The 21,667-nt window shown below is 58.5% G+C and carries 24 protein-coding genes; 1 reads left to right on the top strand and 23 read right to left on the bottom strand.

Annotation, left to right across the window (positions count from 1 at the left end):
* Nucleotides 1–8: 8 nt before the first annotated feature.
* The 23 genes from ABRP87_RS01000 to rho form a co-directional block, all read right to left on the bottom strand.
* Nucleotides 9–791 carry an electron transfer flavoprotein subunit beta/FixA family protein gene (locus ABRP87_RS01000; RefSeq protein ID WP_349863957.1) on the bottom strand — a complete coding sequence of 261 codons (783 nt, stop codon included), beginning with the start codon at nucleotides 789–791 and terminating at the stop codon, nucleotides 9–11.
* Between the two features lie 26 nt (nucleotides 792–817).
* On the bottom strand, nucleotides 818–1,951 hold the full coding sequence (locus ABRP87_RS00995; RefSeq protein ID WP_349867169.1) for a THUMP-like domain-containing protein: 1,134 nt from the start codon (nucleotides 1,949–1,951) through the stop codon (nucleotides 818–820).
* Nucleotides 1,948–2,775, bottom strand: coding sequence for an NUDIX hydrolase (locus tag ABRP87_RS00990; RefSeq protein WP_349863952.1), 828 nt, complete (start codon nucleotides 2,773–2,775; stop codon nucleotides 1,948–1,950). The genes ABRP87_RS00995 and ABRP87_RS00990 overlap by 4 nt, the downstream gene beginning before the upstream one ends.
* Nucleotides 2,775–3,593: an ABC transporter ATP-binding protein gene (locus ABRP87_RS00985; protein ID WP_349867167.1), complete on the bottom strand. Its 819-nt coding sequence runs from the start codon at nucleotides 3,591–3,593 to the stop codon at nucleotides 2,775–2,777. The genes ABRP87_RS00990 and ABRP87_RS00985 overlap by 1 nt, the downstream gene beginning before the upstream one ends.
* Nucleotides 3,594–3,643: 50 nt before the next feature.
* A complete protein-coding gene (locus ABRP87_RS00980; RefSeq protein ID WP_349867165.1) occupies nucleotides 3,644–4,561 on the bottom strand; it encodes a tetratricopeptide repeat protein in 918 nt (305 codons plus the stop codon).
* Complete coding sequence (locus tag ABRP87_RS00975; RefSeq protein ID WP_034653892.1) at nucleotides 4,561–4,869, bottom strand: thiamine-binding protein; 309 nt, start codon at nucleotides 4,867–4,869, stop codon at nucleotides 4,561–4,563. Before ABRP87_RS00975 ends, ABRP87_RS00980 begins: the two co-directional genes overlap by 1 nt.
* 10 nt (nucleotides 4,870–4,879) lie before the next feature.
* On the bottom strand, nucleotides 4,880–5,164 hold the full coding sequence (locus tag ABRP87_RS00970; protein WP_237791990.1) for an Rv1322 family protein: 285 nt from the start codon (nucleotides 5,162–5,164) through the stop codon (nucleotides 4,880–4,882).
* Complete coding sequence (nucS, locus tag ABRP87_RS00965) at nucleotides 5,164–5,856, bottom strand: endonuclease NucS (protein WP_349853119.1); 693 nt, start codon at nucleotides 5,854–5,856, stop codon at nucleotides 5,164–5,166. Before nucS ends, ABRP87_RS00970 begins: the two co-directional genes overlap by 1 nt.
* A gap of 21 nt (nucleotides 5,857–5,877) precedes the next feature.
* The gene (locus ABRP87_RS00960; RefSeq protein ID WP_005280203.1) at nucleotides 5,878–6,357 is read right to left on the bottom strand and encodes a DUF2550 domain-containing protein; all 480 of its coding nucleotides are present in this window, start codon (nucleotides 6,355–6,357) and stop codon (nucleotides 5,878–5,880) included.
* A gap of 182 nt (nucleotides 6,358–6,539) precedes the next feature.
* Nucleotides 6,540–6,914 (bottom strand): F0F1 ATP synthase subunit epsilon, encoded by a 375-nt coding sequence (locus ABRP87_RS00955; protein ID WP_023026361.1) that lies wholly within the window; start codon nucleotides 6,912–6,914, stop codon nucleotides 6,540–6,542.
* A gap of 10 nt (nucleotides 6,915–6,924) precedes the next feature.
* Nucleotides 6,925–8,370, bottom strand: a complete 1,446-nt coding sequence (gene atpD / locus ABRP87_RS00950) for a F0F1 ATP synthase subunit beta (RefSeq protein ID WP_005280201.1) — start codon at nucleotides 8,368–8,370, stop codon at nucleotides 6,925–6,927.
* Nucleotides 8,371–8,373: 3 nt separating this feature from the next.
* Nucleotides 8,374–9,363, bottom strand: a complete 990-nt coding sequence (locus ABRP87_RS00945; protein ID WP_349867162.1) for a F0F1 ATP synthase subunit gamma — start codon at nucleotides 9,361–9,363, stop codon at nucleotides 8,374–8,376.
* 50 nt (nucleotides 9,364–9,413) lie between these two features.
* Nucleotides 9,414–11,054, bottom strand: coding sequence for a F0F1 ATP synthase subunit alpha (gene atpA, locus ABRP87_RS00940; protein WP_349867316.1), 1,641 nt, complete (start codon nucleotides 11,052–11,054; stop codon nucleotides 9,414–9,416).
* Nucleotides 11,055–11,114: 60 nt separating this feature from the next.
* Entirely contained in the window at nucleotides 11,115–11,930 is an 816-nt protein-coding gene (locus ABRP87_RS00935; RefSeq protein ID WP_023026358.1) for a F0F1 ATP synthase subunit delta, read from the bottom strand.
* 6 nt (nucleotides 11,931–11,936) lie between these two features.
* Nucleotides 11,937–12,506: a F0F1 ATP synthase subunit B gene (locus ABRP87_RS00930; RefSeq protein ID WP_349867160.1), complete on the bottom strand. Its 570-nt coding sequence runs from the start codon at nucleotides 12,504–12,506 to the stop codon at nucleotides 11,937–11,939.
* Nucleotides 12,507–12,549: 43 nt separating this feature from the next.
* Nucleotides 12,550–12,789 carry an ATP synthase F0 subunit C gene (locus ABRP87_RS00925; RefSeq protein ID WP_005280196.1) on the bottom strand — a complete coding sequence of 80 codons (240 nt, stop codon included), beginning with the start codon at nucleotides 12,787–12,789 and terminating at the stop codon, nucleotides 12,550–12,552.
* Nucleotides 12,790–12,893: 104 nt separating this feature from the next.
* Nucleotides 12,894–13,694, bottom strand: coding sequence for a F0F1 ATP synthase subunit A (atpB, locus tag ABRP87_RS00920; RefSeq protein ID WP_349867157.1), 801 nt, complete (start codon nucleotides 13,692–13,694; stop codon nucleotides 12,894–12,896).
* Nucleotides 13,695–14,135: 441 nt separating this feature from the next.
* Nucleotides 14,136–14,567, bottom strand: a complete 432-nt coding sequence (locus tag ABRP87_RS00915) for a Cg1360 family ATP-synthase-associated protein (RefSeq protein WP_023026355.1) — start codon at nucleotides 14,565–14,567, stop codon at nucleotides 14,136–14,138.
* A 10-nt stretch (nucleotides 14,568–14,577) separates the two neighbouring features.
* On the bottom strand, nucleotides 14,578–15,753 hold the full coding sequence (locus tag ABRP87_RS00910; protein WP_023026354.1) for an MraY family glycosyltransferase: 1,176 nt from the start codon (nucleotides 15,751–15,753) through the stop codon (nucleotides 14,578–14,580).
* 14 nt (nucleotides 15,754–15,767) lie between these two features.
* Nucleotides 15,768–16,436 (bottom strand): L-threonylcarbamoyladenylate synthase, encoded by a 669-nt coding sequence (locus ABRP87_RS00905; RefSeq protein WP_349867153.1) that lies wholly within the window; start codon nucleotides 16,434–16,436, stop codon nucleotides 15,768–15,770.
* A gap of 32 nt (nucleotides 16,437–16,468) precedes the next feature.
* Nucleotides 16,469–17,302 (bottom strand): peptide chain release factor N(5)-glutamine methyltransferase, encoded by an 834-nt coding sequence (prmC, locus tag ABRP87_RS00900; RefSeq protein ID WP_349867151.1) that lies wholly within the window; start codon nucleotides 17,300–17,302, stop codon nucleotides 16,469–16,471.
* A gap of 9 nt (nucleotides 17,303–17,311) precedes the next feature.
* Entirely contained in the window at nucleotides 17,312–18,388 is a 1,077-nt protein-coding gene (prfA, locus tag ABRP87_RS00895; RefSeq protein WP_349867148.1) for a peptide chain release factor 1, read from the bottom strand.
* Complete coding sequence (rho, locus tag ABRP87_RS00890) at nucleotides 18,381–20,249, bottom strand: transcription termination factor Rho (protein ID WP_349867145.1); 1,869 nt, start codon at nucleotides 20,247–20,249, stop codon at nucleotides 18,381–18,383. The genes prfA and rho overlap by 8 nt, the downstream gene beginning before the upstream one ends.
* Before the next feature lie 375 nt (nucleotides 20,250–20,624).
* On the opposite strand from rho, the gene ABRP87_RS00885 reads away from it, so the two are divergent.
* A partial coding sequence (locus tag ABRP87_RS00885) for an AMP-binding protein (RefSeq protein WP_349867143.1) occupies nucleotides 20,625–21,667 on the top strand: 1,043 nt, incomplete at its 3' end.

The following is a 21,667-nucleotide window of genomic DNA, read 5'->3' as shown; positions in this document are numbered from 1 at the left end:
TTCTACTCCTAAATCAAGTTCTTTGCGGCTAGGAAGTCAGCAATCTTCTTCGCAGCATCCTGCGGCTGCGGTTCAGAGATAACCTCGCCAGCCGTGCGCGGCGGGCGCTTGGAAGATTCAGTGACCGTTGTGGTCGGCGCAATGGCATCAATGCCCAGGTCGGCCACGCTCAGAGTGGTGATCTCCGCCTTCTTAGCGGCCATAAGTCCCTTGAAGTTGGGGAAGCGCGGCTTATCCGCCTTATCGGTGACGGAAACAATCGCAGGAAGGGCGGCCTCGAGCTCCCAGGTTCCGCGGGCGTCTTCGCGGCTGCCTTTTACCGTGCTGCCCGAAAGCTCCACCTGGTGCAGCTCGGTCAATGCGGGCAGTTGGCGGTACTCAGCGAGCAATCCGGCAAGCGTTCCGGTCGAGGCATCGGAAGCCTCATTGCCCAAGGTGATCAATTGGACATCCTCTAGCGTGTTAATCGCCGCATTCAGCGTCCATGCGGTAGACAATGCATCCGCGCCGGCTAGGGCGTCATCGGATACAAGGACCGCGTCATCTGCGCCCATCGCAAGCGCCTTGCGAAGGGCCTCGTCTGCTTGTGCGGGGCCCATCGTTAAAGCGACTACACGGTAGTTTTCATCCGGATTATCATCGCGCAGGCGTAACGCCTGTTCCACGGAGTATTCATTAATCTCATCAATGATGTTGTCCACGGAGGTGCGATCCAGGGTGTGGTCATCCTCCAAAGATTTGGTGGACCACGTATCCGGTACATGCTTGACCAGAGCCACAATCGTTGGCATTAGGGGCACTCACCTTTCCGATAGATTTATGTTGCGTAATTATCTTCGGACGATAATACTCGGGGTTGGCAGAGCAAAGCGATACCCTGTGAGCCAATTCGCGTAATGATGACCGCGAAAGGCCGCGATCCCTTCAACTTCATCTGTTTTCTTAGCTGGTCAGGGTCAATATCGACGCCGCGCACAAGGATTTCTAGGCTACCTGCATCATAAGATTTTAATACCGATTTTAGGCGCTTTAGGGGGACCCTTTCTATGAATGGAAATCCCGACAGTCCCCGCGGGATACGTTCACCCGTCAGGTACGCAATCCGCGGATCGATCTGCCGCAATCCCTCGCGCGCCGCATAGTGCTGCACAAGTCCCGCGCGCACCACTGCCCCATCTGGATCAATGAGGTAGGTGCCGATTTCGCCAGCCTCAGGCAGGTTCTGCTCTTCATCCGTGAGAACGTCAACTGACTCGCCCTGAATCATCACCGCGTGCCTGCCCGTTCCGAGGCCTGGTGTGTAAAGGCACGCTTCCTTAACTGCCCCATCGACGCTGCTGACGGTGACCAACCCGTCCCAGTCACTAAAATCAAGGCCGGGTGCACACTTGATGGCCACGTGTGCGTCCCTGTGCGCGGCAATCAGGTCCGGCAGCGGTGGCAGCAAATCCTCCGGGCGAGAAATCCGCCGCCCTGCCTTCCTGCGGGCGGGATCGGCGATAATGACATCCGCCTTAGAGGTGGTGGTGAGTGCATCTGCTTGAAAAAAAGAGTCAGAATCTAAATTATGCCGGGCCATGGCAAGGCGGGAGGCATCGATATCGGAACCGAAGTAGTCAAGGCACGATGCATAGCCTTCGGTGCCGATGGAACACGTGACATCGTGGACAGTGCGCATTCCCCGCTGCTGCAAGAACTCGGAACGATATCGTGCGACGGGTAGCGGGGTGGCTTGCTGCGCGGAATCGGCATCCATTAACCAGGTCTCAGGCAACTTTCCGCCCCGCCGAGCAGTAAGTAGCTCCATGGCACAGCGCGCATAATCGCCGTAGGCTGCTTTCAGCTTTTCCAAATCCTTCAGCTGCGAAGCCTTGCTCAGCTCCAAGTCCCAGCTAGCCAGTTCGGCGTTATGCTCGCTTAAGAAACGGACTTCATCGAGGTTAAAACTCATATGCGCTCTGTAGGGGTGGTGGCGAAATATTCCGCATATTGCGGATCGTCGCGGAGGTCGCCGATGACGGGGCGAAGGTCGGACGAGGAAGCATCATCAAGCACCTCTTGGACGGTGGAGTACTTGCATAACCGTTGCATCTGCGCCCACGTGGGAACTACGAGGCGGACGAGTCCAGCACGCCAGCCCTCCAAGATAAGCTGCGGCGAAAACCATCCAGCGTCATCGGCCTCGTGGGTGTCCCCGTCCGGCTCCTGCCCGCTCGGTAGCAGACCGACGAAGAAAAAAGTATCGAACCAATGGTTTTTACTTTGTCCGACCCACCGGGCCCATGGGAGGAGCATATCGGCATCGACGCGCATACCGTTATTGCTAAGGAACTCGGTAAAGGAGATGGTGTGGTCTTCTAAGAGCCGACGCTCGCGGTGGTATCGGCGCGCATTAGAAATCGTGCCGTCATCCCGGATCGCAAACAAAGTACCGGATTCCTCGAAAAGCTCGCGGGCCGCAGCGAAGACAAGGGCGTGGGCTTTGTACTTGGTCACGCCCATCCGCCGAGCCATAGACACGACGGACTTTCCGGCCCACAATTCGCCGGAGTCCCACGAACGCGGTGGGAAATCGCGCGGGTCTACCCCACCGCCCGGGAATACGGCATGGCCCGGGTAGTTACGCATGGTGCTCACGCGTTCTTGGACCCAGACCTCGAGCCCGTCGGGGCCATCGCGAAGCAAGAGCACGGTCGCCGCCATGCGCCCACCGTTAAACCCGGTGGTATCGCTGGCGTCGATCGCATCGAGTCGGTCATGAATCTGGTTGGTCATTAAGATATCCGGCGGGCAAAGTAACGCTGCCCAATGCGATCTACTTGGATGGGTTGGTGAAAGGCCTGGGATAGGTTCCCCGAGGTCAGCACGGAGTTAATGAGCCCCTTTGCTACCACTTTTCCTTCATCCAGAAGCATCGCGTGGGTAAAGCCGTACGGGATTTCTTCCACGTGGTGGGTAATCATGACAATGGCTGGGGCGTCCGGATCCATCGCGAGATCGCCCAAGTATCCCACGAGATCTTCGCGCCCGCCAAGGTCCATACCGGCAGAAGGCTCATCGAGGATGAGCAGCTCCGGATTGGACATCAAAGCGCGGGCGAGGATGACGCGCTTCTTCTCGCCTTCCGAAAGCGTCGTCCACGTCCGGTCCTTTAGGTGGCGAACGCCAACCTGGGCCAGGATGTCATCGGCGCGGGAAAAGTCCATGTCTTGATACTCTTCGCGCCACCGGCCCAAAACCGCGTAACCTGCGGAAATGACGAGGTCATAGACCCGCTCATCCGCGGGAATGCGCGATTGCACGGCAGCAGAGGAAAGACCAATCAGCGCGCGCAGGTCACGCATATCGGTCTTGCCAATTTGCTCGCCCATCAAAAAGGCCGTGCCCTTGGAGGGAAATTCCTCCGCGGCCGCCATGCGCACCAGGGAAGTCTTTCCGGCACCATTCGGCCCGATGATGACCCAGCGTTCATCGAGTTCGACCTGCCAGTCCACGGGCCCTACCAAGTTCTTGCCACCGCGGCGAAGCTCCACGCCACGGAAGTCGATGAGCCAGTCTTGATCAGTTGGGGTTACGTCGTTCACGCCTTCCATTGTGACTGATCTATTCACCGCCCGCAGTAATTGACACAGCTCCGCCGGCTTTAATACAGCGCGCTTGCCAGCTTCGTACGCGCTTCAAGAACGCGCGGATCATTGCCGGCAAAGAGGCCAAAGAGCTCGAGCAGGCGTTCCCTGAGCTGGGCCTTCTCATCGCCGGCGGTAACCTTCATGGCCTCGATGAGGCGGTCAAAGGCCTTTTCAGGGGCACCTGCGACGACTTCGGCATCGGCGGCACGCAGCTGCTTGCCGATGTCCCCCTTATCCCCATCCGCGGCAGCAATCGGGTCCTCGGATTGATTGGCTGGGTCCAGCCGCTTGAGAAGCTTCGTTGTGTCCCGCGCCTGCTTAATCTGGGTATTATCCGGTTCCGCTTCCAAGATGGATTCGTAGACCTTAATAGCGCCATCGAAATCGCCCGAGTTCAGGAAGGATTCTGCCTCCTGCAGGCGAGGGTCGTCCTCTTCTTCCTCCTCCGCTGCGGCCGGTGCAGACTCGAGCCCCTTAAGCTGCGGTCCAACGTTTTCTACCAAGCTATCCAGCCACTGCTTAAGGGCCTCCTTCGGCTGGGCTCCCTCGAAATTGGTCAGCGGTTGGCCGGCGCCAATGGCCACCACGGTAGGCAGGTTTTTCACGCCGAAGGCCTGCGCGACCTGTGGAGTGGCGTCCGCATCCACGTAGCCTACGAGGAAGCTTAGGTTTCCCACCGCGGCTAATTCCTGCAGGTCCTGCTTCAGCTGGTCGGATTGGGTAGAGCGCGGGGTGCCGATAAGGACGACGACCGGCACCTCAGTGGAGCGGCGCACCACCTCGGTCTCGAAATTCGCCTCGGTGACGGTAAAAAATGGCTGGACTCCACTAGCCTGCGGCTGCTCCTGCGCCTGCTGGCGGGCTTCCGCACGCGCCTTGACCTGGCTAAGATCGAGGGCGCCGCCTACATAAGCATTATTCGCAGAAGTCATTAATCCTCCTTAGCTAAACGACGATTCACGGCGTCTACTTTATCTGTCAATTGATTCGTCACGCCTTCGCGGATATCGGCCTTGATCACTAACGAGGTGCGCGGCGATACCGCACGCACTGCTTCGGTGGCTTTCTTAATCGTGCCGAAAACCTCGTCCCACTCGCCTTCTACAAGGGTAAACATGGCGTTGGTTTCATTGGGCAGGCCGGATTCCCGCACCACGCGGACCGCCTCCGCCACGGCATCAGCCATCTCGCCGGAGTCATTATCCACCACTGCGGGTGCTACTGAAAATGCAACAATCATGCCCGCAAGTCTACCTTCGCTCCCAGCAATGCCGGTGCCAATGGCGGCGGTCATCGCCCTGCCTTCCGGTATCGCGCGGCCAGGCGACGATGTGGGCCACCCCAGGCGGAATATTTTGGTTACACCCAGGGCAGATATAGAATTTTTGCGCCCGCGCGGAACCGATGTGCCGCATAATATAGGGCTCCCCGTGCGTCCAGCTGGGGCCCTCGACCGTCTGCGAACCAAAGAAGGTGGAGCCGTCCTTGGGCAGCGGCCGGAATTCCTGTGGTTTTCGCCTATTTCGCCGTGGCATTAAAACAACCGCAATTCTTTCGACTCGAGTCCGCGCAGCTCTTGGTAATCCAAAACCACGCAGCGGATGCCGCGGTCTTCGGCCAGCGTTCGGGCCTGTGGTTTGATCTCTTGCGCCGCAAAGATGCCAGATACAGGCGCGATTAACTCATCGCGATTCAATAGCTCAAGGTAGCGGGTCAATTGTTCTACTCCGTCGATGCCACCGCGACGCTTGACTTCTACGGCGATATTCCGGTTATCCGCATCTTTAGCCATGATGTCCACTGGGCCAATGGCCGTGGGATACTCGCGGCGCACGAGGGTGAAATTGGAGCCCAGCGTGTCGATCTTTTCGGCCAAAAGCTCCTGTAGGTGCGCCTCCACGCCGTCCTTTACTAGGCCGGGGTCTTCGCCCATGTCATAGGAGATATCCTCGTGGATTTCCGCGATTGTGATGCGCAATTGCTCACCCTTCGGGTTTTCCACTAGCCACAAGACCTCGCCGGTGTCATTGCCATCCACGTCCTCGATGGCGGATTCTTGCACCGTACACGGCGGCGTCATCCAATTCAGCGGCTTATACGCGCGGTCATCGGCATGAACCGATACCGAGCCGTCTGCTTTGACGATGAGCAGGCGGTCCGCCAAGGGCAGGTGGGCGTCGAGCCGTCCCACGTAATCAACTGAACAACGGGCGATTACTAAGCGCATGGCTACTACCCTAGCCTGTTGCTATTGGCGCTTGGACTGCCGGGTGGCTCGCTCTCGCAACTGCTTGTAGTCGAAGCGTTGTTGCCGCTTGGACGGCGCCGCCTCTACCCAAGCTTCGAAGGCCATGATCCCGCGGGCATCGGAAGCCAGCTCGTATTCCGCATCCCCGGTGCTAAAGTGCACCACCTCGGTGGCATCAGACATGAAAGAAGCCTCGTCATCATCCAAAGAACGAGAGTTCAAAATGGTGATGTCGAGGCGATTAAACCACAAGTTATAGCGTGGGAATACGGAGCGCAGCTTGAAGTATTCTACAACTTCTCCGGTATAGCGCAGCACGCCGTGGCGCCAAGAAAAGCTATCCTTCGCCGGCATTGAGCGCAGTAATACCGCGGTTCCCCGCGAGCGCAGAGTAAAAAATCGCAGGGCCGCCAGCAGGACTACCAGCAGTACCACCAACGCTAAGGCCCACAGGACCACCGAGATAACCGTTGAATTCATGGGCTCCACACGCCATCCTTGGTTAGTGAAAGAACATTTATTTGGATTGTAGCGCCTGATTCCGCTTCTGCGCCAATAAGAAAAGGCAAAGAAAACGTGAAAAGCGCACCGGATAAATTCCGGTGCGCTCTTCTGAGAGCAGGAAGGGCGGCTATTGCTGCCCTCTCCTACCAATCCAAGGTTTATTCAGCCTTTGCTGCGCGGCGAAGTGCACGCAATGCAGCCTCACCGCGGGACTTGGTGAGCTCATGAGCCGAAGAGGAGTCCTCTTCCGCCTTGGCCTCATCCACCTCATCGGACCAGATGGCCCAATCAGCGAGGACGGTAATCTTGTCCTGGGTAACGGAGAGGAAGCCACCCTGGACGGCGGCAACGCGCCGCGCGCCATCAACTGGGTGGATGGTCACTACGCCATTGTCGATCAACTGACCGATCACAGGCTCGTGACCGGGAAGCACGCCGATCTCACCCTCGGTGGTCTCAGCCGTCACTATGGAGGCCTGACCAGACCACAATGAGCGCTCGACGGAAACCAATTCGGCGGTGATGTCAGCCATGTGCCTCTCCCTACTTCTCGTTCAACTTCTTGTATGCAGCTTCGACGTCGTCCAAGCCACCCAAGCCGTTGAAGGCCTGCTCTGGGTAGTGGTCAAACTCACCGTTGCAGATGCGCTCGAAGGCATCGATGGTGTCCTGCAGCGGCACGTAGGAGCCCTCCAAGCCGGTGAACTTCTGCGCAACGAAGAAGTTCTGGCCCAAGAAGCGCTCGATACGGCGGGCACGCTGCACGGTCACCTTGTCTTCTTCAGACAGCTCGTCCATACCAAGGATGGCGATGATGTCCTGCAGTTCCTTGTTCTTCTGCAGAATACCGATGACACGCTGTGCTACCTCGTAGTGCTTCTCGCCCACGATGCCTGGCTCGAGGATACGAGAGGTAGAGGTCAGCGGGTTCACTGCCGGGTAAATACCCTTAGAAGCAATGGCACGGTCCAGCTCGGTCGTCGCATCCAAGTGAGCGAAGGTCGTGGCTGGGGCCGGGTCAGTGTAGTCATCGGCAGGCACGTAAACGGCCTGCAGAGAGGTAATGGAACGACCCTTGGTGGAGGTAATGCGCTCCTGCAACACACCCATTTCATCAGCCAAGGTTGGCTGGTAGCCCACGGCGGAAGGCATGCGACCCAGCAGGGTGGATACCTCGGAACCGGCCTGGGTGAAACGGAAGATGTTGTCAATGAACAGCAGCACGTCCTGGTTCTGCACATCGCGGAAGTACTCCGCCATGGTCAGGCCGGACAGAGCCACGCGCATACGAACTCCTGGTGGCTCGTCCATCTGGCCGAAGACAAGTGCGGTATCTTGCAGAACGCCCATCTCTTCCATTTCCAGGAAGAGGTCGGTGCCCTCACGGGTGCGCTCGCCGACGCCGGCGAAGACCGACGTACCGGAGAACTCGCGGGCAATACGGGTAATCATTTCCTGAATCAGGACGGTCTTACCCACACCTGCACCACCGAAGAGGCCGATCTTGCCGCCCTTAACGTATGGGGTCAGCAGGTCAATGACCTTAATGCCGGTCTCGAGGATTTCGGTCTTGCCTTCGAGCTGGTCGAACGCTGGTGGCTCGCGGTGGATGCCCCACTGCTCGCCATCGCGGCCGAGGCCCGGCTCATCGAGGCAGTCACCGAGGGCGTTAAAGACGTGGCCCTTGACAACGTCGCCGACGGGAACGGAGATAGGCTCTCCGGAGTCGACTACCTCGGCGCCACGGACAAGGCCATCGGTAGGTGCCATGGACACGGTACGAACGAGGTTGTCACCGAGGTGCTGAGCGACCTCAAGGGTGACGGTCTTTGCCACAGCTTCGAGCTTAATCTCGACGTGGAGTGCGTTGTACAGGGCCGGAAGTGCCTCGCGTGGGAATTCCACGTCCACCACCGGACCGATGACGCGCACGACACGACCGGCGACTGCCGAAGACTGTGCATTCTGCTCTTGCAGAGCTGTAGTCATAATCTAGTCACTTTCTGCGCTGTCAGATAGCGCGCCAGCGCCACCGACGATCTCTGAAATTTCCTGGGTAATCTGTGCCTGACGGGCCTGGTTGGCCACACGAGATAGGTCATTGGCAATCTCGGTTGCGTTGTCAGTAGCAGATTTCATAGCTGTACGGCGTGCAGCGGACTCGGAAGCCGAAGCCTCCAAGAACATAGCAAACAGGATACGCGAGACGTACTGCGGAAGCAGCGCTTCCATCAGGGTATCCGCGTCCGGCTCGAACTCGAAGTCCGCGGAAATGTTATCTGCTGGCTCCGGATCCTCCAGTGCGGAGTCACCCATCTCGTACTCCTCGCCCTGCACTACCGGCTCAACAGGCAAAAGCTGCTGCGCACGCGCGGTTTGAGTCAGCATCGACTCAAACTCGGTGTAGACCACATGCACCTGGTCAAAGCCGGTGACACCTGCGCCTTCACCTTCCGCGTGCAGGCCCTCGCGGCCCTTGGTAGTGCCCTTAGAACCAGCAACGAAGCCATCGATCATGTGGCGACGCACATCGTGGGTGCCCTCCCAGGTTGGATCCTGAGAGAAACCATCCCAGCTGCCCGCTACCTCTTCCTCGCGGAAGTTGTAGTGGCCGATGCCCTTGCTGCCGGTGACGTAGCGAACTACCTCGTAGCCCTTACTTTCGAGGAGGGCCTTGAGCTGGGCTGCCTTCTTGAAGACGTTGTTGTTGTAGCCACCGCACATGCCTCGGTCAGAGGTGATTACGAGAATCGCGGCGACGTTGCCGTCTTCACGCTCGCGCAGCATAGGGTGCTCTAGCGTCGACGCTGCAGCCAACCTGTTCATGACATTGGTCAGCTCAATCGCGTACGGCTGAGAGGCTTCCACCCGAGTCTGCGCTTTGGTAATGCGCGAGGTAGCAATGAGCTCCTGGGCTTTAGTGATCTTCTTAGTCGAGTTCACGGACCGGATGCGGTCGCGTAATTCGCGAAGATTAGCCATCGTTTCTCCTCCCTTCTTTCATATAGACGGTTAATTACGAGAGCTGAACTCTACTTAGCCGTCTTCCGGGAGACGTTGAGCTCGGTGCTTTTCACGTCGTTTTCGTCCAAAGGATCTACAGGCTCTTCGGTGCCCAAATTGTGGCCCTCGGAGGTGCGGAAGCTAGGAGCGAACTCCTTGGCTGCGGCCTCGAGTGCTTCCTTGGACTCATCGCTAAGCGCCTTGCCGCCGGCGATCTGCTCAAAGACCTCTGGAGTATTGGCGTTGAGGTACTCGTGCACCTCGACCTCGAAGCGGCGAACGTCTTCGACGGGAACGACGTCGAAGATGCCTGCCTCGGCGAGGTAGATAGATACCATCTGGTATTCCACCGGCTGCGGCGAGGATTCGGACTGCTTCAGCAGCTCGACCAGGCGGGAGCCGCGCTCCAGCTGCGCCTTGGACGCAGAGTCAAGGTCGGAGGCGAAAGCTGCGAATGCCTGCAGGTCACGGTATGCAGCCAGGTCGAGACGGAGGTTACCCGCAACCTTCTTCATACCCTTGGTCTGGGCCGCACCACCAACACGGGAGACGGACACACCGACGTTAATAGCCGGGCGAACACCCTGGTTGAAGAGGTCGGACTCCAAGAAGACCTGACCGTCAGTAATGGAAATGACGTTGGTCGGAATAAAGGCACTGACGTCATTAGCCTTGGTTTCGATGATGGGCAGTGCGGTCATAGAACCGGCACCCATGTCATCGGAAAGCTTGGCAGCGCGCTCCAGCAAGCGGGAGTGCAGGTAGAAGACGTCGCCTGGGTAGGCCTCGCGTCCCGGCGGGCGGCGCAGCAACAGCGAAATTGCGCGGTACGCCTCAGCCTGCTTGGTCAGGTCATCGTAGATAACCAGGACGTGGTTGCCCTGGTACATCCACTGCTGGCCCAATGCAGCACCGGAGAACGGTGCCAGCCACTTGTAGCCGGCGGAATCAGAAGCTGGGGCCGCCACGATGGTGGTGTAATCCAGCGCGCCGTGCTCCTCAAGGGTACGGCGCACGCTGGCGATGGTCGAGCCCTTCTGACCGATGGCGACGTAAATACAACGGACCTGCTTGTCCTTGTCGCCAGACTCCCAGTTAGCCTTCTGGTTCAAAATGGTATCGATGGTCACCGCGGTCTTACCGGTCTTACGGTCACCAATGATCAGCTGACGCTGACCACGGCCAATCGGGGTCATCGCATCGATAGCTTTGATGCCGGTCTGCATTGGCTCTTCAACCGGCTGGCGCTGCAGCACCGAAGGTGCCTGCAACTCGAGGACGCGCTCCTCTTCGCTTTCGATTGGGCCCAAGCCGTCGATGGGCTGGCCCAGTGGGTTAATAACGCGGCCGAGGAAGTCCTCGCCCACGGGGATGGAAAGGACCTCGCCGGTCCTCTTAACCTCGTCGCCCTCCTTGAGGGACTCGTAGTTACCCAGCACCACGACACCAATGGAATTGGTGTCAAGGTTCTGTGCGACGCCAATTACGCCGCCGGGGAACTCGAGCAGCTCATTCGCCATAACGGATGGCAGGCCAGAAACCTGCGCAATACCGTCAGCTGCCGAAATGACCACGCCGACCTCCTCACGGGAGGCCTCCGCGGAGTAGCTCGAGGTGTAGTTCGCAATCGCACTACGGATCTCGTCGGAGGAGATCGTCAGCTCCGCCATGTTCTTCCTGCTCTCGGTAGTATCTTCCAGCACTTACTTAAATCGTTTCTGTCGTTTCGGCTACACCATCTGGGCGCGGAAGCGGGCAATCTTGCCTGCCGTCGAACCGTCGATGATTTCATCGCCGACGCGGATGCGCATGCCACCGAGGAGGCTGGTGTCAACCTCAGAGTGAATGGACATCGCACGACCATAAATTTTGCCCAGCTTCTCAGCGAGTACTGCCTGCTGGCCTTCATTCAATTCACCCGCAGCGACCACGCGTGCGATGGTGCGATCCTGCAGGGCTGCTGCAGTATCGGCCAATCCCGCTACGTCATCAATGGGGTTCTGCTCTGGGCGGCTAATGGCCTGCAGCGCGAGCGCTTCAGTAAACATCGTCACCTTGCCGTAGAGCACGTTTGCCAGCAATCCGCGCTTGCGTGCGGATTCAGCAGTTCGATCGGAAAGCAGCTGGGTAAGCTCGCCCTCGCGGTCCAGAATCTGCGCCAAGCGGAAAAGCTCGTCTTCGACCTGGCCCAACTGGCCCTGCGCCTCGGCGGCGCGCAGCAATGCGCGGCGACCCAAGGATACAAGCCCGTTGACGAAGTCCTTTGGCGAAGACCACTGGTTCGCCGCAGCTTCCTGCAAGATGCTCAAAGCACCGGCAGAAACCTTGGAGCCAAAGAGATTCTCGGCCAAGGACTTGCGTGCTTCGGCCGGGGCCGCAACGTCAATGAAGGACACACGCAATTCGCGGTCCCCATCGAGAACGTCGACGACCTCAAAAATGTCCAGGCCCGCTTGGACTGCACTAGCGACGTTCTTATCGCCAGCGAGGATTTCATCCACACGGGATTGTGAGTTCGCGAGTGCTTCGCGGCTAGCTGCCTTCATAGTTGCCTACTTTCCGGCCGGTGCCACAGAGTCGAGCTCGGACAAAAATCCATCGATGGTAGAGGACTTCTTGGAGGCGTCAGATAGCTCGCCGCCCAGAATCTTTTCTGCCAAGTTGATGGAGTTCTGCCCCATTTCGGAACGCAGCTCAGTAACAACCTGCGAACGAGAAGCTTCCAACTGCTTTTCGCCATTGGCGACGATGCGGCGGGATTCCTCTTCCGCTTGGCTCTTCGCATCAGCCTCGATCTGCTTGCCGCGCTCGCGCGCCTGCTCGCGGATCTCGGCTGCCTCTGCGCGGGCATCAGCCAGCTGAGCATTGTACTTTTCTAGAGCAGCTTTAGCCTCGGCCTGTTGAGCCTCAGCGCGCTTCATGCCGCCCTCAATCCGGTCTTCACGCTCTTCGAGCAACTTGGTGTAACGAGGAAGTACGAACTTCCAGAACAACCAGAGAATTACGATGAAGCACAGCAAAGACCAGAAAATGTCATAGTTCTTGGGCAGAAGAACGGAGAAGCTACCCGAACCTGGGTTCTCCTCGCCCTCTGCTGCAAGCAAATAAACGACGTTATTCATAGGTCTCCCGTCTTAAAAGTTTCGGTTTGGAAAACTCGTACTTTTAGAACAGGAAGCCGGCGACAAGGCCGATAAGGGCCAAGGCCTCGGTGAAGGCGATACCCAGGAACATGGTGGTACGCAGCTGACCGGCCATCTCCGGCTGGCGAGCCATAGCCTCAACGGTCTTGCCGGCGACGATGCCGATACCGATACCAGGGCCAATAGCAGCCAGGCCGTAGCCGATGGTGCCGAAGCCTTCGAACGTCGTAGCAGCATCCTGTGCCAGAATGATTTCGTTCATGGTGAAAGTCGTTCCCTTTCGTAAAAATCTTCAGTCCGAACCGGACCGAATGTCAGTGTTGTGTAATTAGGTGGATTACTCGGTCGCGCTCGTCGACCTCGTCCTTAGTGCGAATCAGCGTGCAAGGACAACTCAATGTACACCGCCGTCAACAGGGCGAAGATGTACGCCTGCAAGAAGATGACCAAGATCTCGAACAGGCTCATAGCCAAGCCCAAGACCACGGTTAGCCCAGACAGGACGGTCCAACCATTTAGCTGCCAGAAGAAGAAGTTCGTAGCAGAGAAGAGAAGAACCAGGATGATGTGTCCAGCAAGGAAGTTCGCCATGAGACGAATTGCAAGGGTAACCGGTCGCAGAATGAACGTAGAGAAGAACTCAATCGGTACCACCAAAACGTGCAATAACGGTGGCAAGTTCGGAATCACTACTGAGGAGCGAATGAACTTACCAAAGCCATAGCGCTTGGCACCGGCGTAAATCATGACGATGTACGAAACGGCTGCCAAAACAATTGGCATACCAATACGACCGTTGGGCGAGACGTTAAGCCCCGGAATAACGGTCGCGACGTTCATAAACAGAACCGCGAAGAAGATGCTAGCGATAATTGGCAGGAATCGCTTTCCCTCCTTCTTACCCAAAATGTCCTCGGCGATATGGACGCGGACGAAATCGACCGCATTCTCGCCAACATTCTGAATGCCAGAAGGAACCAACTTAGGGTTCTTAAAGGCAGCCCAGAAAAGGATCACCACAATTAGCGTCATCAAAATGCGAATCAGCATCAGGCGATCAAGCGCGAACCATCCATTGGCGAAGTCGCCAAAAAACAGATGGTCGGCATCAATTTGCCCCGGGAAGAATTCTTCACCTAGATCGGGCGTATGGAAGTGCCCTTTCATAGCCAATGTTGTAACGCTCAGCGTTCTCTCCCGTGTTCGGGCCACACAGCCAATTGCTGGCTTCTGTGGTGCGATGGACGTCTCAAACTCTCTGCCTTGAACACGGACTCCGTCGCACATCAGCGTGAACAAGACAGGGATTTACCGTTGCAGGATTTAAGCGCAACACTTAACCCCGCGGTAACCCGTTGCAAATCGTATCAGCTGGATCAACAGTTTTTGCACGTGGGGGCCCCATAGGCCACACCCGATAGCGCCATTTCCACCTTTTGCCATACAAAACCGCGCTATTCCTGCCCAATTCACAAACGTGCAGTTGATCACACCCTCGGACCAACACACCCCCTCGGGGGTGGACTACTTCCATTAATGCCAGCATGCGGGCACAAAAAGGCCGCCGAGCAATCCCAATGCGCGACGGCTTAACTCTTTTTGCCCTACTCAGGACACGTAGGTAATCCTGGAGGTGACCACGGCCCAGACCTCAGAGCCTAAGGTAACGATGAGTGCTACGACGACGGTAAGAAATAGCGCCCACGTGTCATAAAAATCCATGTCCCGAATAATGGCTAGGACGCCAATCAAGACGATCAGCTTGATTAGCCAACCGCCCAATACCACCGCGATGGTGGTGGAGGGCGTCGAGTGGGCGGTAAAGAGCACCGAGAGCGCGGTAAACAAGACAAAGCCACCGCCGAGGGCAGCGCCGACGATAACGCCCCAGAGCCCGGCGACACCCTGTGCCCCACCCCAGACGGCGAGAGAAATGATGGTAAAGATGCCGAGGGCGGTAGACCCTTTCTTTACGGCACGCTGCAGCGGCAGGCGCGGGTCATCGAAATTAGCATTTTCCGTTGTGTCACTCACGGACATTCACCCTACCTCACGCGCTCGGTGAGTCACGTACTACGCAGTCATCCGACGACCTGAGACCAATCTTGCCCTGCCGCAGTGGAATCAGCGTCGCACCAAAGGCAACTAACAGCGCCATGATGGACAGGCCGATCGCCACTGGGGCTGGCACGATGGAAAACGACACCGCTCCAAAGGCCACCGCGGAAACCCAGAGGTACAACACCAGCACGGTGCGCCGGTGCGTATGCCCCAGAGACAAAAGGCGGTGGTGGATATGCGCCTTATCCGCAGAAAATGGCGAGCGCCCCTGTGATAGGCGGCGAATTACTGCCCAGACAAGGTCTAAGACTGGAATAAACACCGCAGCGATCACCACGAGGATAGGTGACATAAGCGCCACCATGTCCACGGTGCCGTAGAGGGACATGTTGATCTTGCCGGACGCGGAGGTGGAGGCCGCGGCGAGCAAGAGCCCGATAAGCATAGAGCCGGAATCGCCCATGAAAATTCGGGAGGGTTCAAAGTTATGGGGCAAAAAGCCTGCACACATTCCCACCAAAGCGGCGCTGATAATAGCAGGTGGATACGCCGATACCGCTCCGCCTTGGTCATGCAGGACGGTCAGCGAGAATATTAGAATAGCGCCGCCCGCGATGAGCCCAAGGCCTGCGGCTAGGCCATCGAGGCCGTCAACGAAGTTGATGGCGTTGATGAGAAGGACCGTGAAGAAAGCGGTAAGGAGGGTGCTTTGAATCTGGTCGAGCACTACCGTGGTGCCGCCACCGAAGGGGATAAAGAGCAGCGTCCACGTCAGACCCAGACCACTCATAAGGGCGGCGGCAAAGAGCTGCCCAAAAAGCTTGATGAGGGCCCCGAGTTCCAAGTAGTCATCGGCAATACCCAAAAGCACGATGGCCAGCGCCGCCCACAACACCGCACTCATCTCTGGAGTCACCGGCATAAACCCGCGAGTCAAGGCTGGAAGCTGGGCGGCGAGGAATATCGCCGCGCCAAAACCGGTAAACATGGCGAGCCCACCCATGCGGGGCGTCGGCTGGGAGTGGGAATCGCGCAGGCGGATTTCTGCCACCCGGCCCGTGCGGACCAAAAAGGATCGCACCACTCCGGTGGTCAGGTAGGTAAATGTCGCTGCAACGAGGATGACCAAGGCCAACTCGCGCAGCGGTACGCCAGTGCCGCTCACGCGAAATGCTCCTTCTATCCTTGGGGCCGGGTGCGCAACGAGTCAGCAGAGACGCCGAGGACCTCGCCAATCTCCTCCGCGGATAATGCACCTTCGCGCAGCAGGAATGGATGGTCACCGGAAAGGTCGATGATGGTGGAGGGCTTGCCGATGGCCGTCTCTCCCCCGTCCAAATACACGGTGACGGCCTTGCCCAATTGGCCCTTGGCCATTTGCGCCGTGGTTGGTGGTTGGTGTCCAGAGATATTCGCAGAAGAAACCGCCATCGGCCCCACCTCGCGCAGCAGCTCGATGGCAATCGGGTGAAGGGGCATCCGCAGCATGACGGTACCGCGGGTATCTCCCAAGTTCCACGGCAGGGACGGCGCCTGCGGCACCACGATGGATAGTCCGCCTGGCCAAAAGGCTTCGACGAGGTCACGGGTGGAATCGGGGTACGAGGCGACGAGGCCGCGAACGGTGTTCCAGGAGCCGACGAGCACGGGAACCGGCATATCCGGCCCACGCTGCTTGGTGGCAAGCAGATTAGCTACCGCGTCATTGTCGAAGGCATCGCAGCCCAAACCGTACAGCGTATCGGTGGGCATGACCACAAGCCGCCCAGACTTGGCGGCCTTGGTGGCGATGCTCACGCCTTCCTCACGCTCGGCGTCATCGGCGCAATTATAAATTTTTCCTTGCATCAATAGTCCCCTTCTTGCCCGACGGTGATGCCTTAGTCTACCGCGCGCCGCGCGGTAATAAAGCGCGGCGTGCCTGTTAGGTCCCTAAGCGGCGCGATATGGGAAAAGCCACCGTGGTCACGCACCGCATCGCGCACTGCATCGCCAGTCGTATCGTCGTGTTCAATCGCCATGACCCCACCAGGCCGCAAAAGCCTGGCGATGGTGGGAATCAACCCGCGGATTACTCCCATGCCGTCATCGCCACCGAAGACGGCCACGTGCGGATCGTGATACACCTCCGGTTGCAAGTTCGGATCTTCCGGTACATAAGGCGGGTTGCTCACTATGAGATCGACCGTGCCATTCCAGTCCGCCAGAGTCTGACTGTCGGTCGCGTCCGCTTGCACCACCTCTACCCGAGTGCCGTGGGCATTGGCGCGGGTGAATTCGAGGGCGGCATCGGAAAGCTCGACCGCCCTCACTTCCGCCTGCGGTACGTAATGCTGCAGGTAGAGCGCCAGCGCGCCCGAACCTGAGCACAAATCCACCATGCGCCGGCCTGGTGCGTGGTGGACCGCCCAGTCCGCCATCACCTCCGTTTCCGGGCGCGGAATGAACACGCCTGGGCCCACCTTTAGATCTAGGGGCCCAAACCACGCCGTGCCCAGCACGTATTGCAGCGGCTCGCGCTGTTCCCGCCTGCGCAAAAGCGCCTCGAAGGCAACCTGGAAGCCGGGCATGGGTGGCTCATGCAGCGGAATATCCAAATGCCCGCAGTGAATGAGGTGCGAGATGAGGATGCGCGTATCCCATTCGGGGCTTCCTACTCCAGCAACGCGAAGGCGCTGCACCCCATGGCGCAGCGCCTCACCGTACGAATCCATCGACCGCTCTTATTTCTCAGCCTCAAGGCGCTCGGCGCGCTCCTGGTCCTGCAGGGCCTTGATGAGATCCTGCATATCGCCGTTCAACACGGAATCCAGGTTATTGGCCTTGTAGCCAATGCGGTGATCCGTAATGCGGTTTTCCGGCCAGTTATAGGTGCGCACGCGCTCGGAGCGATCCATGGTGCGCACCTGGGAGGCGCGCTGCTCGCCAGCCTCGGCCTCGCGAGCATCGCGTTCCATCTGGTCCAGGCGAGCCTGCAGCACCTGCAGGGCACGGGCCTTGTTCTGGATCTGCGAACGTTCCTTCTGGCAGGTAACAATCAACCCCGTGGGCAGATGGGTAATGCGCACCGCCGAGTCGGTGGTGTTCACGCCCTGGCCGCCCTTACCGGAGGAACGGTACACGTCGACGCGGATATCCTTGTCATCGATATTGACCGATTCGACCTCTTCGGGCTCCGGGTACACCAGCACACCGGCGGCAGAAGTCTGAATGCGCCCCTGCGATTCCGTAACCGGCACGCGCTGCACGCGGTGCACGCCGCCTTCGAATTTGAAGACGGACCATGCGCCATCGCGCGTCGGAGACTTAGCGCGGAAGGAGATAGTCATGTCCTTCACGCCGCCCAAGTCGGATTCGTTAAGGCCCAAGACCTCCCACTTAAAGTCGATCTTATCGGCAAAACGCTCGTACATGCGGGCCAAGTCGCCGGCAAAGAGCGCGGCCTCTTCGCCGCCGGCACCGGCCTTGATCTCCATGATGATGTCTTCCGAGTCCTGCTCATCGCGCGGGGCGAGCAGGTCAGCCAACTTTTCTTCCAGCTCTTCCACAGACTCGGCTAGGCGGTCCGCTTCTTCCTGGAAGTCATGGTCTTCATAAGCCATCTCCTTGGCGTCCGCGAGATCCTCGCGCGCCTGGGTCAGCTCATCGTTGACCATGATGATGGGGCGCAACTCCGCGTACCGCTTGGACAGCTTGCGAAAAGCCTGCTGATCGCCGGCGACTTCTGGGTCGCCCATCTGCATTTCAATGCCCTGGTATTCCGACACAATGTCATCAACCATGGAAACTTGATTAGACATAGTCTTCCTCGTCCTTATCCGCTGCCATCGGTGCAGAAGAAGCTACCTGCATGAGGAACTCGCCATTCGAGCGGGTCTTCTTAAGCTGCTTGATCAACAGGTCAATTGCCTGGTGGGAATCCAGAGCCGACAGGATGCGGCGCAGTTTGGTCATGATGCGCGCCTCTTCAGGCACTAGCAGGAGCTCGTCCTTGCGGGTACCGGAGGGGTTGACGTCCACAGCCGGGAATACGCGGCGCTCCGAGATCCCGCGGTCCAGCTTCAGCTCTGCGTTACCCGTCCCCTTGAATTCTTCGAAGATGACGGTATCGCCGGTAGAACCGGTCTCCACCATCGCGGTGGCGATGATGGTCAGCGAACCGCCCTCTTCGATATTGCGGGCAGCGCCCAAGAAGCGCTTTGGTGGGTAGAGCGCATTGGAATCCACACCACCAGACAAGATGCGGCCCGATGCCGGGGAGGAGTTGTTGTACGCGCGGCCCAAGCGGGTGATGGAATCCAGCAGCACCACGACATCCTTGCCCTGCTCCACCAAGCGCTTTGCGCGCTCGATGGCCAGCTCGGAGACAGAGGTGTGCTCTGATGGCGGGCGGTCAAAGGTCGAAGAAATGACCTCGCCCTTCACGGAACGCTGCATGTCCGTGACCTCTTCAGGGCGCTCATCCACCAGCACCACCATGAGGTAGCACTCGGGGTTATTGGTAGCAATCGCATTCGCGATGTTTTGCAAGATCGTGGTCTTACCGGCCTTCGGCGGCGAGACGATGAGCGCGCGTTGACCCTTACCAATCGGCATAATCAGGTCGATGACGCGGGTGGTCAGGATCTTCGGGTCCGTTTCCAAGCGCAGGCGCTGATTGGGATACAGCGGCGTGAGCTTATTAAAGTGCGGGCGCTGCTTTGCCTCTTCGGGATCGATCCCATTGACGGTATCGACCTGCACCAACTGGTTGTACTTGCGGCGGTTGCGGCCATTGCCGTGCGTGTGGGTAGGCCCAGCCACCTTGACCTGACCGGTAATGGCATCGCCAGAGCGCAGGCCCAAACGGCGCACGATGTTCTTATTAACAAAGACATCCGCATCGCCCGCGCGGTACCCAGTGGTGCGCAGGAACGAGACGTTATTGTCTACGACATCTAAGATGCCGCCGACAGCCTGCAGCTCATCGCCCTCGCGTACCTGCAGGTCATTGCCGCCGCCGTGGTTATCATTATTGCCCCGGCCACCCCGGCGGTTCCGGCGGTTGCGACGGCCGCGGCGGTTGCCGCGGTCAAAATTATTATCGTCATTGCGATTATTGCGGTGATTATTATCGCCGTTCTTATCGCTCTGCTTGTCTCCCTGGTTATCGGAGCCATCCTGGGAGTCCTCGCGGCGGTCCTGGTGGCGATTCTGGTTCTGCTCCTGCGCATCACCCCGGTTATTCTCGCCCCGGTTATTGTCGCCCTGCTCTTGGCGCTCTTGACGGCGGGCGCGATTGCGGCGCGCGCGGCGGGCCTGCGACCGCGACTCATAGCGCTGGTCGTCGCCGTTGTCCTTGCGGTCTTTGCCGCGATTGTCCTGCTGCTCGCCGAACTTGCCGTTATCGCTCTCGCCGCGATCATCCTTCTTGGACGGCTTATCTTTCTGCTTGGCAGACGCCGCATCCTTCGCGGGTTTCTCGGCCTTTTCTGCCTTTTCTGCCTGCTCTATTTTTGCCTTCGCCTTTGCGGGAACCTGACCGGTCTTAATGGCGGTAATGAGATCCCCTTTGCGCAGGGCAGAAACGCCGCGAAGGCCGCGTTCGGCGGCCATTTTGCGCAATTCCGGCAGCTTCAGGGATGCGAGATCCTTTGCCGCGGTGTTGTCCGTATCGCTCACGGATATCCTTTCGTTGCTTGACCAGGTCCATAGTTAGGATCCGCCCTCCCCCACTTCAGGGAAGCTTGGGCGGGTGCACTGGAAGCCGATGTGTATTTTTCTTATCTTTTCGCCCTCGTGCCAAGGCGCTAAAGCGCCTTGCCGGGGCAATAAGCATGAGGCCTCTTCCGGTTACCTTAAGGGAAATCCCCCTTGTAGCCAGTACGCGGGGGCGGAAGAATTCAAGAAACGACTGTGGGCAATGTATAACGATGGGACCTGTCACTGGGCCCGATTGCATAGGATTGGGAAGATTTTCCCGCTTTCCTATCAGCCGAAGGCAATTATAGCGCATTCGCTTCGCGGTGAGTACTTGGACACCGCTACAGTGGAAGCATGCTTTCCACGATGATGGATATTCCCCTGTCTTTAACCCGTATTTTGGAATACGGCGCGTCAGTGCACGGCAATACCACTGTTACCACTTGGCACGGCGAGGGAACCGGGTCCGAGTTTGGCCCCGCAGAAAAGGTTACCTTCCGCGATATCGCTGCACGCGCAGCAGCCTTTGCCCATGTTTTACACGATGACCTTGGCATCACCGGCGATCAGCGCGTGGGTAGCTTCATGTGGAATTGCGCTGAGCACCTCGAGGTCATGTTTGGCTCTGCCTGCAAGGGCGCGGTTTTCACCCCGCTGAATAAGCAGCTAATGAATGACCAGATTCGCCACATCATCAGCCACGCCGAGGTCTCCGTCATCGTGTGCGATCCCCGGCTCGCCCCGCAGTTGGGCACGGTTTTAAACGGCGCGCCATCTGTGCATTCGGTGATTTTTACCGGTTCCCAATCGCCGCAGCGCTTTGCCCACCATTTCCCGCGCGGCATCGAGTTTTATTCCTACGAGGCGCTGCTGGATGGCCGCTCTACCATCTACGATTGGCCCGAGCTCGATGAGCGCACCGCCGCCGCATTGTGTTATTCCACCGGCACCACCGGCGCGCCGAAGGGCGTTTTATATTCCCATCGCTCGCTTTACCTCGAGGCCATGCAGCTGCGTTCCTCGGATTCGCTGTGCATTACCCACGGCGAGACCTTCCTGTGCTGCATTCCCATCTACCACGTGCTGAGCTGGGGCGTTCCCTTTACGTGTTTCATGACGGGCACCCCGCTCGTGCTTCCCGATGCCGATGTCTCCGCCCCCACCCTCGCCAAGGTCATTGCAGCCACGTCGCCGCGCGTGGCCCACGGCGTGCCCACCATCTGGATCCAGCTCTTCGTGCACTACATGCACAATCCGCCAGAGCGCATGACGCTGACGGAAATTTTCGCCGGCGGCTCCCCTGTGCCGCCGCAGCTTATCAAGATGTGGGAGGAGCATTACGGCGTCGACGTCGTGCACGTCTGGGGCATGGTGGAAACCTCAACGGTCGGCAGCGT

The sequence above is a fragment of the Corynebacterium sp. KPL2830 genome (assembly GCF_040225635.1).
GTDB lineage: Bacteria > Actinomycetota > Actinomycetes > Mycobacteriales > Mycobacteriaceae > Corynebacterium.
Note: the sequence above shows the minus strand (reverse complement) of the source record. Positions and strands in the feature narration are given on the sequence as shown.

What these genes read in the sequence shown, in the direction of transcription:
- ABRP87_RS00930 (WP_349867160.1), bottom strand. Translation starts at nt 12,506, where the DNA reads ATGAATAACGTCGTTTATTTGCTTGCAGCAGAGGGCGAGGAGAACCCA.
- ABRP87_RS00980 (WP_349867165.1), bottom strand. Translation starts at nt 4,561, where the DNA reads ATGACTTCTGCGAATAATGCTTATGTAGGCGGCGCCCTCGATCTTAGC.
- ABRP87_RS00925 (WP_005280196.1), bottom strand. Translation starts at nt 12,789, where the DNA reads ATGAACGAAATCATTCTGGCACAGGATGCTGCTACGACGTTCGAAGGC.
- nucS (WP_349853119.1), bottom strand. Translation starts at nt 5,856, where the DNA reads ATGCGCTTAGTAATCGCCCGTTGTTCAGTTGATTACGTGGGACGGCTC.
- ABRP87_RS00945 (WP_349867162.1), bottom strand. Translation starts at nt 9,363, where the DNA reads ATGGCTAATCTTCGCGAATTACGCGACCGCATCCGGTCCGTGAACTCG.
- ABRP87_RS00995 (WP_349867169.1), bottom strand. Translation starts at nt 1,951, where the DNA reads ATGAGTTTTAACCTCGATGAAGTCCGTTTCTTAAGCGAGCATAACGCC.
- atpA (WP_349867316.1), bottom strand. Translation starts at nt 11,054, where the DNA reads ATGGCGGAGCTGACGATCTCCTCCGACGAGATCCGTAGTGCGATTGCG.
- ABRP87_RS01000 (WP_349863957.1), bottom strand. Translation starts at nt 791, where the DNA reads ATGCCAACGATTGTGGCTCTGGTCAAGCATGTACCGGATACGTGGTCC.
- ABRP87_RS00985 (WP_349867167.1), bottom strand. Translation starts at nt 3,593, where the DNA reads ATGGAAGGCGTGAACGACGTAACCCCAACTGATCAAGACTGGCTCATC.
- ABRP87_RS00915 (WP_023026355.1), bottom strand. Translation starts at nt 14,567, where the DNA reads ATGTCCGTGAGTGACACAACGGAAAATGCTAATTTCGATGACCCGCGC.
- prmC (WP_349867151.1), bottom strand. Translation starts at nt 17,302, where the DNA reads ATGGATTCGTACGGTGAGGCGCTGCGCCATGGGGTGCAGCGCCTTCGC.
- ABRP87_RS00960 (WP_005280203.1), bottom strand. Translation starts at nt 6,357, where the DNA reads ATGAATTCAACGGTTATCTCGGTGGTCCTGTGGGCCTTAGCGTTGGTG.
- ABRP87_RS00905 (WP_349867153.1), bottom strand. Translation starts at nt 16,436, where the DNA reads ATGCAAGGAAAAATTTATAATTGCGCCGATGACGCCGAGCGTGAGGAA.
- ABRP87_RS00935 (WP_023026358.1), bottom strand. Translation starts at nt 11,930, where the DNA reads ATGAAGGCAGCTAGCCGCGAAGCACTCGCGAACTCACAATCCCGTGTG.
- prfA (WP_349867148.1), bottom strand. Translation starts at nt 18,388, where the DNA reads ATGTCTAATCAAGTTTCCATGGTTGATGACATTGTGTCGGAATACCAG.
- ABRP87_RS00990 (WP_349863952.1), bottom strand. Translation starts at nt 2,775, where the DNA reads ATGACCAACCAGATTCATGACCGACTCGATGCGATCGACGCCAGCGAT.
- atpD (WP_005280201.1), bottom strand. Translation starts at nt 8,370, where the DNA reads ATGACTACAGCTCTGCAAGAGCAGAATGCACAGTCTTCGGCAGTCGCC.
- atpB (WP_349867157.1), bottom strand. Translation starts at nt 13,694, where the DNA reads ATGAAAGGGCACTTCCATACGCCCGATCTAGGTGAAGAATTCTTCCCG.
- ABRP87_RS00970 (WP_237791990.1), bottom strand. Translation starts at nt 5,164, where the DNA reads ATGCCACGGCGAAATAGGCGAAAACCACAGGAATTCCGGCCGCTGCCC.
- ABRP87_RS00955 (WP_023026361.1), bottom strand. Translation starts at nt 6,914, where the DNA reads ATGGCTGACATCACCGCCGAATTGGTTTCCGTCGAGCGCTCATTGTGG.
- ABRP87_RS00975 (WP_034653892.1), bottom strand. Translation starts at nt 4,869, where the DNA reads ATGATTGTTGCATTTTCAGTAGCACCCGCAGTGGTGGATAATGACTCC.